Genomic DNA, 14,014 nt, shown 5'->3' with positions numbered 1-14,014 from the left:
CTGTAATGTAGATAGGGCATAGCATCTAACTAGCAGTGGTCTATTGATGTAGGAAAAATAAAAAGTGCTGCGGATTATAGTGGGTTTATGTACAAAAGTCTTTGATTCGATTCTTGAGTAACATTTTCTTACATTATGTTAAGTTATTTTTATTAATTGTTTTGCTTTCAGTTAACTAGTGGTGTAGCGTACAAATTGTGTACAGTAAACATAGGGTTTTGTATAACCATTTTTAACGTGTGTATGTTATGCATACGAATACTAAACTGGCAGAAGTTGTACCTATTTAAGCAGTAAGGATATTGCCTCTTTTATACTAATAAAAGTAATCACATTATAGTGATCCAGGGTAAGCATCATGTTTAAAGTTAGTAAAACCTCCCGTGCTATAAAAAGCACACTCATTTTATGTTCGTTATCGATTGCGTCAACATCTGTTTTTGCTCAAGATACAAAAGCAAAAGATGAAGATATTGAACGTATCGAAATAACGGGCTCCAGTATTAAGCGTGCAGATATGGAAGGGGCACTTCCAGTTGCCACTATATCCAAAACTGAAATTTTAAATTCTGGCGCAGTTAGTGTTCCAGACCTAATTTCGCAAATTCCGGCTATGCAAGGATTTACTACCGCATCTGATTCGGTAGGTGGTGGAGGTGGTGGTATTCAAGATGCTTCGCTACGTGATCTTGGCAGTGAATATACACTTGTTTTGTTAAATGGTCGCAGAATGGCTTCTGCTGATTCAGGTGGCACAATAGACCTAAACTCGATACCTCTTGCTGCAATTGAGCGTATAGAAATACTTAAAGATGGCGCATCAGCACTTTACGGTTCAGATGCAATCGCTGGGGTAGTAAACTTCATTATGAAGAAAGACTATCAGGATACAGCTATATCAGCTCGATACGATAAACCACAAGAGTCAGGCGGCACTAGTTATAACTTCAGTGTCAGCACAGGGTTTGGTGATTTAGATACTGATGGATATAACTTTATTTTTTCTTATAGTCGCGACGATAGGGAACAGCTGAAGTCGTCAGATAGAGATTTTGCAGCGACGGGATTAGTACCTTTTACTTATCAAGATACAGATCTTATTTTCCAAAGAACCTCTGCAAATGCAATTCCTGGTAATGCATATTTAACGTTCAATAATTTAGATTCAAGAAGTTTTAACCCCTACCGTGAAGAAAATGGGCAGTGTGCAGATAAGAATGCGCCAGAAGGAACAACGTGTATTTATGACTTTACGGAAACACTAGAGATTTTCCCAGAATCAACTCGTGACAATGTTTTCACGCAAGTAGTTGCCGAGCTTAATGAAAATATGGAGGTATACTCAACCGTTTCTTGGTCGAAATTTGATATGATTTCGAGAATAGCGCCATATCCAACAGGTACGTTTAGTATTCCAATCGACTCCCAGCTCGTGCAAGAAAATATCATACCTCACCTGTCAGCTGAGGAAATTGCTGATTTAAATAAAGTAAATGTGCGCTGGAGAACTCGCCCTGGTGGTAACCGAACCGACTCTTGGGAAACGGTAGCTCGTAATATAACAACGGGGATTCGCGGTAATTTTGATGAGATAGATTACGACTTATCTTTTACTTATTCAGACAGTGAAAGAGATAACACGCGTATTACCGGTTATCCTCTAGAAGAGGAGTTGATGAGTCTACTTGAATCGGGGCAGGTAAACATTTTTGACACGCCTGAAAACCTATCGCCTGAGGCAAATCAAGCTATTGCTAACACTATGTATAGTGGACCGTGGGAAACGACGAAAACACGCTTGAAAGTACTTGAAGGTAAAGCTTCAATGCCTATTTATGAGTTAGATGCGGGAGAAGTTTATTTAGGCTTTGGGTTCGATTATCGTGAATCAGAATATGGTCGTAGCAACAGTGAAGCGAATGATGCAGAGATTATTCTATTTGAGTCAGCGTCTCCAGAGTTCGATTTATCCCGTGAAACATACGGTATGTTTGCCGAAACTGTGGTTCCTATTATTGAAGGGTTAGAGGTTACAGCCGCTGTTCGTTATGACAATATTGGTGAGATCACTGACACTAAAAGAGCTGGTGATCAAACGGTAGGTGAGGATAAAAGCGATACAACCTACAAGTTGAGCTTAGCTTATCGTCCAACAGATGCTTGGCTAATACGTGCTTCATTAGGAACTGGCTTTAAAGCTGCGACAATGAGACAAATCGCTGAACCGAGAATCGAGTTTGGTGTGACATCTTCAAGCTATGCCTGCCCGTTCTCGTCAAGTGACCCAATGGCGCAATTCTGCTTTGATGAGTTGATTCAATACGATGTATTCCGAGAAGGCTATGCCGCACTTCGTTCAGAAACATCAAAGCAACGTTCAGTAGGTTTTGTTTATTCGCCAGATACTGCATTTAGTATGAGTATTGATTGGTGGCAAGTAAATATGGAAGACCAAGTTACCAGACTTGAAGAAGGTCAGATATTTGGTGACCCTGTCACTTATCGCGATTTATTTACGACTAAAATAAACCAAGGAACAGGTGAAGAAGTACTCGCTATTATTCAAGCAGCGGTAAATATTGGTGAGTCAAATAACCAAGGTGTGGATTGGGCATTTAACTTAACTCAAGATTTTTCATTCGGTTCACTAAAATCAAGTGTTAACGGCACATATATGATTGAAAGTGAAAGCCTGCGTGTTGGTACAGATAACACTTTTGATACAAGCCTTGGCAGGTTTGGTGATAATAATGAAGTGACATTCAGAAATATTATTCAATTTAATAATACTCTGACCCATGATGACTTTTCACATAGCTTAAATATGAGCTATCGCAGTGGTTATGACGATCAATATCACGCTGGGGGCAGTACTCGAATTCGTTTAGCTGATAATATTAGCGAACGCTATGCTGGCGGTGTTCAATTATCAGTACCATCTTATATGACATTTAACTATTTAACTAAATATCACTTTGATGATCATCTTAAGCTAGGGTTTGGCATTAAAAACGTGTTTGATAAGCAACCGCCCTTGTCTTTAAGGACAGGTGGTGCAGGGCATCAGGTGGGGTATGACCCTCGTTATACTGATGTACTTGGACGTACTTTCTATTTAACAGCAGATTATTCTTTTTAATCTAGATAATCGCAGTTAAGCCTTTTCTGTTCTTACTTGTTTATAGCGCAAATGTTAAATGAGTAAGAACAGAGTTTCTTTATTAACTTTTGAGGAAAAACTTATAGATTACATTATTGAATAATTAGTCTCTCTTACTGGATTGTTATAAAAACGGATATTAGTGACAAAGATAGCGCTCATAAGTTCATTTATTTTTTAAAAAAATAACTTAGAGTGTTGACCGTTTGATTGCCATACGGTTAATATCAATGCTGATTTCTGGGGTATTACCCAATAGATGGATGTTCGAACGCCAAAAAGTTCGAAAATAAACTAATAATGAATCACAAAAAAAGTGGTCCAGGGAGAGAAAAATGTATACAAATTCAAAAGTAGCTAAGGCCATTCGTCTTGCTATGATCATGGGGGCAGCTTCAGCTACAGCGATGACTGCTAATGTATCTGCACAAGAAGCAGGTGCTGAAGAAGAAGTTGAGCGCATTCAGGTTACTGGTTCACGCATCATGCGTACCGATATGGAAGGTGCTAACCCTGTACAGGTTATTTCTCGTGAAGATATCAAAATTTCTGGTATCACAAACGTTGGTGACCTTCTTCAAGAAATTCCATCCGTTTCAGGTGCTGCTACAAACACTGCTGTTAACAACGGTGGTACAGGTGCGATTAATATTTCCCTTCGTGGTTTAGGTTCACAGTACACATTAGTACTACTTAACGGTCGTCGTATGCCAGCTTCTGGTTCAGGTGCTGATGATGCAGTTGACTTAAGCTCAATCCCGACAGCTGTAATTAAGCGCATCGAAATACTTAAAGATGGTGCTTCTGCGATTTATGGTTCTGATGCTATTGCAGGTGTTGTAAACATTGTAACTCATGACGATTTTGAAGGCGCTGAATTCAATGCAACTGTTGATCAGTCAACTCATGGCGCAGATGGTTACACTAGAACGTTAGACTTCACAGTCGGTACTTCTTCAGACAAAGGCTCTGCAACTGTTAGTGCATACTACACAGAGCAAGGTGAACAGTGGTCTGGTGATCGCGAATGGTCAATGTTTGAATTAGACCTTGACTCAGAAACCGGTGAGCTTAACAAAGGTGGTTCATCTGCTCCACCATGGGGTCGTTATAATGGTATCGACGGTGCTAATGGATGTGGTTCATTCACTCACGGTGCTGGTAGCGGTCCTGGTCAAAGTGATCCAACAGATTTCACAAACCCTACTGGTTACGAATGTTGGGATTGGGATGTAGATACATATAACTATGCGCCAGCTAACTATCATTTAACGCCTTCTGAGCGTTATGGTATTTTTGCTCAAGCAGATTATGAATTAAATGACAATGTTCGTTTCTTCACTGAAATCAGCTATACACACCGTGCTTCAGACACTTTACTTGCACCACTACCATTAGCACCACTTGCTTTCTTCGGTCAAAATGCACCTTACTCTGCTGACAACTATTACAACCAACAGTTTGGTCCTAAAGATGCGAACGGTAACACGGTAGAAATTGCTGATTGGCGTCGTCGTGTTGTTGAAACTGGTGGTCGTAAAACACAGTTCCGTTTAAATAACTCTCGTGCAGTAATGGGCTTTGATGGCGAAATTAATGATGCGCTTAGTTATGAAGTTTATTACCTTTACGGTATCAACGAAGCAAGCTTGCTACGTCAAGGTGGTGTAAACTTTGAAAAAGTAGTACAGGCTGTAGGCCCATCTTTCATGGATGACAACGGTAATGTTGTTTGTGGTACACCTGACGCTCCTATTGCTGGTTGTGTATCTTTAAACACATTCGGTATTCCTGGTACTGAAACTGAAATTACTAAAGAGATGCTAGACTTCATCTCATTTGAAGCACATGATGTGGGCGGAAACGAGCAGCAACTAATCTCTGCAAGTATCTTTGGTGATGCATTCGAAATGCCTGCTGGTACTGCTGGTTTTGCATTCGGTTTAGAGCACCGTACAGAAAAAGGCTGGGATTATCCTGATGCACTAATTGCACTAGGTATTACTTCTGGTTCTTCTCGTACTGCTACTGAAGGTGAGTACACAGTTGACGAAGCATATTTAGAAATGACTTTCCCAATTTTTGAAAGCTTTGATATAGATGCTGCTATTCGTTACTCTGACTATGATACGTTTGGTGATACAACTAACCACAAATTAGGCTTCAAATTTAGACCTCTTGAAGGCTTAATGTTCCGCGGTACTATGTCTACAGCATTCCGTGCACCATCAACATCTGATTTATTCGCCGGTAATTCTGACAACAGCCCAGAAGTTGCGGATCCATGTGCTGAGAACCCAACACAGTTCTGTTTAGCTGACGGTGTTCCAGCTGGTGGCTTCGAGCCAATTGGTGATCAGTTATCTTCAACTCGTGGTGGTAATCAAGATTTACAACCTGAAGAGTCTGATACGATTACTCTAGGTGTTGTATATAACCCAAGCTTTGCTGAAGGTTTATCACTTACTTTAGATTACTGGGATATTGAGCTAACTAACGCAATCAGTACTGTAGGTGAACAGATTATTCTTAATAACTGTGCATTTAGAGGTGTTGACTGTGACAAGATTACTCGTTTCACAAGTGGTCCATTAGCAGGTAACTCAATTGATATTGATGACCGTAATGTTAACGTAGGTGGTGTTGACTCATCTGGTTTTGACTTCAACATTCGTTACACAACTGATATCAGCTTTGGCCAATTAAAGATCAACTTAGATACTACTTACTATGATGAGTATGCTAAGACTCTTGCTGACGGTACGATTCAGTACCATGAAGGTCGTTACTTTGAAAATGCTGACGGTAACTTCCCTACATGGAAAACAAACCTTGATGTTGGTTTAGTGACTGATGATTGGTCTGCTAACTGGTCTATGCGTTACATTGACTCTGTTGAAGAGCAATTTGATCGTGTAGATGTAGGCGACACTGTATTTGAAGGTTTCAGAACTCAAGTAGACCCAACTGATGCTACTAAATTGTTAGTACTTCGTGATGTTGATTCTCAAATCATTCACGACATCAGATTTACTTACTACATGGATGAGCTTTCAGTATCATTCGGTGTAGATAACGTGTTTGATGAAGAACCTCCGTACGCAGCTACTGGTTTTAATGATAATACTGACCCACGTACTTACAACACTGTAGGCCGTCATATTTCATTAGCACTAGGTTTAAAGTTCTAATTTAGATAGTTAGCATTAACCAATTTAAACCCCATCAGTATTGATGGGGTTTTTTTGTACTCTTTCCTCTTATTCCTGCAATCAATATGCATTTACCTATTCGTTACTTGGTTACTTTCATCGCTATATATCACACTTAATTCTAGGTGTATCCCCCCAACGAGTGGTATATCGAGGTGACAAAAAATCTCTATTCATTGCCCAATATGCAGTGTTAGTTTCACTTCTGGCTTGAACAAGAAAAAGAGATACAAAAAAGGCTTCTGTAGATTAAATTTATCAATGCAGCACTCTTCTCAATTACCTGTCTTGGGGTTTTAAATTCCAATACTTTCTTAAAGCGGTTATTTAACTGGTTTGCTACGTCATCATACTTACTTTGAGAATGCTGAGTTAAACATGACATTTTGGGGAATTATAGTCTGATCAAGCTGTTAGTATTTTCGTTTAAATCTCTTTGCCAAGTGCTTTAAGGGTCACAAAAATAGACAGGCACGCCAGTTCTTTCCGTTCCTTCGGTATGTTTTGCTAATTCCATTCCTCTATTTCAAGCTAATGATGCCCTTAATTGTTTAGTATAAGCTCATTAAACTTATTGATAAGGGCCTCACTCAGTGAAAGATATAACGTCTTTTCCCTTTAGTTTTATATATGATTGTATAGCGTAACCTTCTATCAACTAAAGTGGCGATATGGTATTTTTGGAGCCGTAACTAAATCACTTTCCCAATGAATGCAGCTCCTCAGTAACTTAAAGCATGGTTGGTTATTTAAAGTCCCTCGTGTGTATATGAAAAATATATACGATATTACAATTTAGAAAGGCTTAATACACCTTATGGTGTTCTGTCGCTATAGAGCATGGAAGCTCTTTAAGAAAAGTGTCCTATTGGAGTTGGCCAGTTCATACTGAAATGATGCAGCTTTCTCAGCACAACCCTCTTATTTGGTGCATACGCGAGTAGGTCGCTTTGAGATGCGCAATGCTTCCCCAGTATTTGCTAGTTGATCTATCGCTTGATTAATTGATGCAAGATTTTTTTCCCAATTCTCACGCTTTTTACTTACTGCGAAATAGAGCGGGTTGTATTGCAGTGGAGGAGTCATGACTTTTATTTGCGAGTGTAAGCTTCTGTTTGCAGGTTCAGTACTATTTTTTAATATAAAGTCGAATACTTTTGCATCACCTACAATTAAATCGACTCGTTTGGCGGCGAGCTGTTGAGCCGATTGCAATTCATCATTAGCTAGGACTATATTAAAAAAACCTGTATCCATTAACGAGTCAAACTCTGGGGTATTTTGATAGCCTCTAACTACGCCTATCCAATTTCCTTTTAATGTTTTTAAATCGCCAGTAAATGTTTGAGAGCCAGTGGTTCTTTTTAAAAAGCTAACATTCCCGCCGGGAAAAGGCAGTGATAACGCTAGCCTATCTAACCGTTTGGCGTCAGTGAAAATATCTGAGGGAGCTGTGTCTTCAATAAAATATTCTGGGAACAAGATATCAACCTTTCCAGACTCTGCGAGTCGTACCGCTCTACTCCAAGGTAAAAACTCAACGGAGGCTCCCCAACCTAGGCTGTCAATGACGGCTAACGTATATTGAAATACCCAACCTCTATCACATAGCTTTTCGCTAATATACGGTGGCCAATCTAAGGTGGTTAAGGTAAGTTTCTTGGTGGCTCTAGGGTTTAATACGTAGCGATTTTGCTGTTTAAAGATCCGCTTTTGGATCATGTTTCCTTTGTTACGGTAGGTTAGGGTAATGTATTTGTTTTTATTAAGCAGTGAATTAAATTCGGCAGCGAAGGCGCTGTTTGGCAAAGAGGCAATACCCACAAAGGCTGTATTTACTATCATACCGCACAGGAAACTAAAGAAAGATAAGTGAGCCATCTTTTTAGTTATATTTACAATCCACATGCTACCTCCGTTAATACTTAACAATAAACCGCCTAAATAACTACACGTGTTTTATTTAAGGGGGACATTGTTGACGGCGTTCATCCGTATGTTTCCCAAATACATTTTTAGTACATAGGGATTGATTCTAGCACTATGTGTATAAAGACTTCTTGTGTTTAACATGTCAGCAGATTTTTAGTGTAATAGGCTTTAAACATAGTCAATAAACTCAATAATATTAAATCTACAGTCAGTCTTATGGTGCATTGCTTCTAATAATGAGTCAAGTTTAACTTATATAAGGTACAGGGCAAGAGCATTTTAATTTCCCCTTACAAGTAGTTCAGCTCTAAAATCATCATCTAATGCCGCCATTTTTAGCTTTCGCTTCATGCTGGCTTTTTTTGTTGTATCTGTTTTCACAATATTCAACGCCAATTTTCTAAATGCGCTCATGACTTCGGCTGCATTGCCCCGCCTAATACGTGAATCGTCTTCATGGAATGTCATATCTAGCGTCCAGTGTAAGCAGTTTTCAACGCCCCAGTGATTGCGAATTATGCCATTTAATCGCTCTGCATTTAGCCCCAATGAGCTGATGTAATAACGCGTTTCGGAAGTCATTTTATCTCCAATATGACGCTTAGACTCTACACTGACGACCGTTTGAATACTGCTCCAGTTTTCATTATCGGTTATCCAATTGTTATCAATTTCCAATTGGGTACACGTTCTTTCTTCTATTCGACCATGGCCGCTGTCAATGTGCTCATAAATACTATGAGCTGTGTTAACGAGTTTTTCTCTGTGGCACTTATGAAACCATGCTTGAACCTCTTCATTGAGTGTACTTTGATTGCCTTTTAGTGCAATGACGTAATCAGCACCTTTGGATTGAATTTTCTTTGTAATTGCGTGCTGACATCCCATGGCGTCTAACGTAACGGTTGCACCTTTTACATCAAGTAAATCCAGCAGCTTGGGGATAGCTGTTATCTCATTGGATTTATCATCTACTTTTTGTTGTCCTAGTACCAGACCATTGCCACAACTCCATGCACTGACCATATGCAACGGGTTCTTTCTGTCTTTGGTTGTGAAGCTTCTACGAGCGGTTTTTCCATCAATGGCGATAACTTCGCCATTCACTTGCTCGGCGATTTCATTTACCCAATTGATAAAGCTGGTTTGAATGGCTACAGGGTCTAAACGGCTCATTACTCGGGCTATGGTGTCATGCTTGGGAATACCATTTGCAAAGGGGAGATAACGCTTTAACCAGTCAACTTTTACATGTCCGAAATCTTCGATATCTTCCCAGCCTTCTGCGCCTGATAGCACGGCACAGATAGATAAAAATAAAATATCTATCAACTCATGCTTTTTACAACGGTCTATTCGCGGGTCTTCTATGATGGAAAAGTAAGTGATGAAGTTGTTGGTCATGCTAGGAAACCTGTAGTTATTATTTCCTGCTCTGATCATGAAAATATCATTTAGTTCAATTTATAATGATCTTGCCCTGATATAAGGTATGTAAAAGCAGTTGGTTATAGACTAAGAAGTTAAGCGTTTACGAACATTGCGAAGTACTTATACCTTATTGAGTAAGTAATAGGTGCATCCTGTTGTTATATAAAACTATAAACAAATTAGCATGCACCGGTGAATGGCTGGGTTATAAGCTACCGAGCGTAAACAACTTCTCCATCTAACAGAGTCAGCGTCACTTTGGTATTTTTAATCTGTGCTGCTGTTGAGTTGAATAAGTTTCTATCAAGCACAATTAAGTCTGCGCGTTTGCCAATTTCAATTGACCCCACAATATCATCTTGGCGCATGGCATACGCTGCGTTAATTGTATAAGCATTGATAGCTTGTTCAAGAGTGATGGCTTGTGGTGCGCGTGTAATCGCATTACTAATGCCTAAGAATGGATTGAAGTGGCTTACGTTCCAGTCACTGCTTAAGGTTAGTGTAGCGTTATGCTCTACTAGGCTTTTAATTGGTACTAAATCAGTTGAACGCTCCTCACCAATTAAATCAATGTTTTCGCTCCAATGTGCTGGGTTGGCGAAATCCCCAGCAACTTGTGCGTCAGCAATCACGTTTAACTGATTAAATCGTTCGTAATCTTGCGGATCGACAACTTCAACATGCGTGAGGCGGTGTCGCGCCTTTCCCTGTGAGGCATTTTCAATCGCATTTAACGCTTCAGTGATGCCGCGGTCGCCAATTGCATGAATATTAAAATCGAACCCTGTTGGCTCAAGTGCTTCAATGTACTTTTCCATACGTTGCTGAGTAAAGTAATTTACTCCATTGTTGTTCGGTGTGCCTAACCAGTTTTGGTGATAGGGTTCATGCATCGCTGCAGTGGTATTCACTAAGATGCCGTCCATGTAAAACTTAACTTGATTTACTTTGAGTAAGTTTGCTGAATCAGCTTGGTACAACGCCTTTATTTGGTTAATTTGCTCGGCATCGTCTTTTTCAGGATAAGCCCATAACCCTAAGCTTACGCGAAGCGTGAGTTCGTCATTATCTGCTACGCGCTGCCAAGTTTCTAAATGTCCTCGCTGCCAATAGGTTCGCGCATCGCTAATGGATGTAATGCCATGTTTATTCAGTTCTGGCATGGTGTATTCCACTAAACCTAAATAGTCTTTTTGTGCTGTGTTCGTTTGTTCGCGCATGGCAATTTCCATCACCATATTGCCTGCGTTGTCGTATAAAATGCCATTAGGGATGCCATTACTGTCTCTGCTTATCACGCCGCCGGTTGGATCGTCACTTTGTGCAGAAATACCCGCTAACTCCAGCGCTTTAGAATTTAGCCACATTGAGTGCGAAGTTTGTTCCATAATAATCACAGGGCGGTTGGGTACTGCATCGTCTAGTATGTCTCTTGGCGAGCGTTCCGCTTCTAATAGCGTCATAATGGAGTGGCCATAACCTATCAGCCACGTTGCATTTGGGTTTAGGTATGCTGCATCTGCAATTTCGTCAATATAGTTTTCAGCATTTGATTCATGTTCATTGAGGCTAAAGTGAGTGGCGTCAGAACCAGATTCTAGCGGATGAATATGTACATCGTGAATGCCTGGCATCATCATTTTACCATTAAGGTTTATCACTTCAGTGTTATTGCCAATGTATTGTTCGGCATGGCTATCATCACCCACATAAACAATTTTGCCGTTGTTAATCACCACGGCTGATGCCCACGGGGAATTTTTGTTCACTGTGTATACGTTACCGTTAGTAAACACCATAGTTGCTGCTTTTTTATCAATCAGTTCAGGTTGTTGGCCGTCGTTATCTACATCTGAACCAGTGCAACCAAACAAGCCTAACGATGCTGCTAATGTGCATGGAATTAACATTTTTATGCTCTCTTTCATCATTTGTTCCTCAACTTTGAAATGCAACATTACCAAATCGTAGGTAACCAAATGGTCACCAAGCTGATAAGCTTAAGCGTAATGGTTTGGGCAATATGCCCACATAACAGCAAAACGACATGATGTGATGATAGTATTATTTGTAGAAGATGACCGAGTTTTAGCGCTGCAAACGATCGATTTTTTAGCGTTGGAAGGAATTGAAATTGATTATGCGGATTCGGTGCAGCAAGCACTGTATTTAGGTAAGACCAATGAATACGACGCGGTTATTTTAGACATTAACTTACCTGACGGCAATGGCGTTGAACTTGCGAAAGAAATGCTAAATTTATTGCCCAATACCCCCATTATATTCTTAACAGGGCAAGATAATTTAAACGATAAACTTGCAGCGTTTTCCGCAGGCGCATTAGACTATTTAACCAAGCCGTTTGAATTAGCAGAACTAGTTATCAGATTGAAATTATTAAGCAAAAAAAAGCAATCACACACAGCGCTTTTTTGTATTGCAGACCTAACCGTTAATTTTTCAGAAAAAACAATTATTCGCGGCCAAAGAGTGATTACGTTATCGCCACAGCAATGGCGTTTATTAGCTTTGCTTGCTGATGCTAGCCCTGCATATGTATCGAAACAGAAAATTATTGAGCAAATTTGGCAGGATGCGAGTGATGTAACCAATGATATGTATAAATCTTTATTGCACAGACTAAGAAGCAACTTAACCCAAAAACACGAACCGTCTTTAATCGATATTGCTAAAAAACAAGGCGTCGCGTTGAAGGAGCCTGCTAATGTTTAGCAAAAATGTGACGAAACCGAATAAACAGAAATTAGTATCAATTTCATCGTATGTTGCATGGCGGCTTTATGCTGGTTTAAGTATTATCGCCATAGCGTGGTTTGCGCTAGCTAATATTAGTTATTACTTTGGTTTAGATGACACCACCGAGTTTTACTTGTTTCAAGATGCTGAACGCGCACATAGCTTATATCAGCAAAACTTGCCTACGGCATATTTAAATTCTGAAAATCAGAAAGTATTTTTTGATGCGTCCGACATACCTCTTTATATCCGCCAACATGCTGATTTTTCAATAAATGCTGTAAATAGCATGCAATTTTTAGATTTCCCTAGGCAGGATATTTATAGCTTAGTTTATCAGTATGATGATGCGTCACCCGTTATATATGTGCTTCATATATTTGATAAGCATGACTCAATTAACTTGATGCCGCTTTTTACATTAGTTGGTCTGTTAGCACTGGCAGCGATGTCGGTAGTTGTATTACTAGTAACTAAACGCATAAAACAACAGGCGGAGCTATTACAGTACAATATTGATAATTTAATGAATGTGCAATCTGAGCACGAGTTTATTAATTACACTCAAGATTCAGACAAGCTAAGGTTTTCCGAGTTTGCAAAGGCATCCAACGTGATAGCTACAACCTTGCGAAAAGAGCAGCAAGTGATTCAACGAGAAAAAGCGTTTTCGACGTTCTTAAGCCATGAGATACGCCAACCTTTATCGCGTATATCGACAGGATTATCTCGTTTAGATCAAATTGATGACTTACCTCTACTAAGTTTGCCGATTTTGAGTGAAATGAAGCAGGCGAGTGACGATATAAATCAGTTAAGTCATTCCATTTTACAACTTTGGCAAGCAAATGTTACTGCCAAAGAAAGCGTGAAATTATACGAAACGATAAATAGTGTGTTGAATAACGTAATGAGTAACATGCTAAGTAGGCAGTCGGCACTCAATAGTCATGCTAATCTTTCGTTGTCTTATGTGGATGATTTAAGCACTGGTCAAAGCGCTGGTCAAAGCACTGGTCAAAGCACTGGTCAAAGCACTGGCCAAAACCATACATATGCAGCTCAGCTTGTTACAACTCAACCAAAGTTAGTGGAATTATTGTTTAATTTATTGCTTAAAAACGCTGAACAATATGCCAACAGCTTCATCGAAATTAGATTAAGTGAGGCAAAACAATGCAATAACAGCATAATAGTGACGATAAGAAATGATAAATGCCCTGACGCTCAGCAGCCTACTCAACACGATAGTAGTTATGGTTTTGGTGTTGGGTTAGTGATGGCAGATAAAATTGGTGACAGTTTGGGCTGGAAAGTTACTCGTATAGCTGAGCCGCATTTATTTATTGTTACCGTGACCATACCCATGAGTGACACTACTCAACCTTTCAAGATATCTTCAACTTAAGGATATTTACCAACGAAATTTGCAAAACGATAGTGCATACACGAAACTTTATATGTATGTGCTTATGTTTCTATGAACTTATGTATCAGTGTTTCTTTCAATTAGCGCGCT

Annotated in this window: 7 protein-coding genes and 2 pseudogenes; 4 read left to right on the top strand and 5 right to left on the bottom strand. The window is 39.6% G+C overall.

Annotated elements, in window-relative coordinates; translation table 11 throughout:
• The first annotated feature begins 358 nt into the window (after positions 1–358).
• Together HUU81_RS12340 and HUU81_RS12335 are read left to right on the top strand one after the other, a co-directional pair.
• Positions 359–3,139: a TonB-dependent receptor gene (locus HUU81_RS12340; protein ID WP_199609236.1), complete on the top strand. Its 2,781-nt coding sequence runs from the start codon at positions 359–361 to the stop codon at positions 3,137–3,139.
• Positions 3,140–3,495: 356 nt separating this feature from the next.
• Positions 3,496–6,351: a TonB-dependent receptor plug domain-containing protein gene (locus HUU81_RS12335; protein WP_199609235.1), complete on the top strand. Its 2,856-nt coding sequence runs from the start codon at positions 3,496–3,498 to the stop codon at positions 6,349–6,351.
• 123 nt (positions 6,352–6,474) lie between these two features.
• Here the strand turns inward: HUU81_RS12335 and HUU81_RS12330 are convergent.
• From HUU81_RS12330 to HUU81_RS12315, 5 genes and pseudogenes are all read right to left on the bottom strand, one after another.
• A pseudogene (locus tag HUU81_RS12330) lies at positions 6,475–6,567 on the bottom strand (DUF4113 domain-containing protein); the annotation flags it as partial.
• A 4-nt stretch (positions 6,568–6,571) separates the two neighbouring features.
• A pseudogene (locus HUU81_RS17460) lies at positions 6,572–7,095 on the bottom strand (IS30 family transposase); the annotation flags it as partial.
• Between the two features lie 198 nt (positions 7,096–7,293).
• Complete coding sequence (locus HUU81_RS12325) at positions 7,294–8,217, bottom strand: substrate-binding periplasmic protein (RefSeq protein ID WP_199609234.1); 924 nt, start codon at positions 8,215–8,217, stop codon at positions 7,294–7,296.
• A 366-nt stretch (positions 8,218–8,583) separates the two neighbouring features.
• Positions 8,584–9,708 carry an ISAs1 family transposase gene (locus HUU81_RS12320; protein ID WP_199609233.1) on the bottom strand — a complete coding sequence of 375 codons (1,125 nt, stop codon included), beginning with the start codon at positions 9,706–9,708 and terminating at the stop codon, positions 8,584–8,586.
• A gap of 239 nt (positions 9,709–9,947) precedes the next feature.
• On the bottom strand, positions 9,948–11,669 hold the full coding sequence (locus tag HUU81_RS12315) for an amidohydrolase (protein ID WP_233520495.1): 1,722 nt from the start codon (positions 11,667–11,669) through the stop codon (positions 9,948–9,950).
• A gap of 124 nt (positions 11,670–11,793) precedes the next feature.
• Between HUU81_RS12315 and HUU81_RS12310 the strand changes: the two genes are divergently transcribed.
• Entirely contained in the window at positions 11,794–12,471 is a 678-nt protein-coding gene (locus tag HUU81_RS12310) for a response regulator transcription factor (protein ID WP_199612050.1), read from the top strand.
• Entirely contained in the window at positions 12,464–13,903 is a 1,440-nt protein-coding gene (locus tag HUU81_RS12305; protein WP_199609232.1) for a HAMP domain-containing histidine kinase, read from the top strand. Before HUU81_RS12310 ends, HUU81_RS12305 begins: the two co-directional genes overlap by 8 nt.
• Positions 13,904–14,014 lie beyond the last annotated feature (111 nt).

Source organism: Flocculibacter collagenilyticus (assembly GCF_016469335.1).
GTDB lineage: Bacteria > Pseudomonadota > Gammaproteobacteria > Enterobacterales > Alteromonadaceae > Flocculibacter > Flocculibacter collagenilyticus.
The sequence above is the reverse complement of the archived record's forward strand: the minus strand, read 5'-3'. Positions and strand labels throughout refer to the sequence as shown.

Bases quoted from the DNA above. Each gene is read 5' to 3' on its own strand.
- HUU81_RS12340 (WP_199609236.1), top strand. From the start codon at position 359: ATGTTTAAAGTTAGTAAAACCTCCCGTGCTATAAAAAGCACACTCATT.
- HUU81_RS12335 (WP_199609235.1), top strand. From the start codon at position 3,496: ATGTATACAAATTCAAAAGTAGCTAAGGCCATTCGTCTTGCTATGATC.
- HUU81_RS12325 (WP_199609234.1), bottom strand. From the start codon at position 8,217: ATGATAGTAAATACAGCCTTTGTGGGTATTGCCTCTTTGCCAAACAGC.
- HUU81_RS12320 (WP_199609233.1), bottom strand. From the start codon at position 9,708: ATGACCAACAACTTCATCACTTACTTTTCCATCATAGAAGACCCGCGA.
- HUU81_RS12315 (WP_233520495.1), bottom strand. From the start codon at position 11,669: ATGATGAAAGAGAGCATAAAAATGTTAATTCCATGCACATTAGCAGCA.
- HUU81_RS12310 (WP_199612050.1), top strand. From the start codon at position 11,794: ATGATAGTATTATTTGTAGAAGATGACCGAGTTTTAGCGCTGCAAACG.
- HUU81_RS12305 (WP_199609232.1), top strand. From the start codon at position 12,464: ATGTTTAGCAAAAATGTGACGAAACCGAATAAACAGAAATTAGTATCA.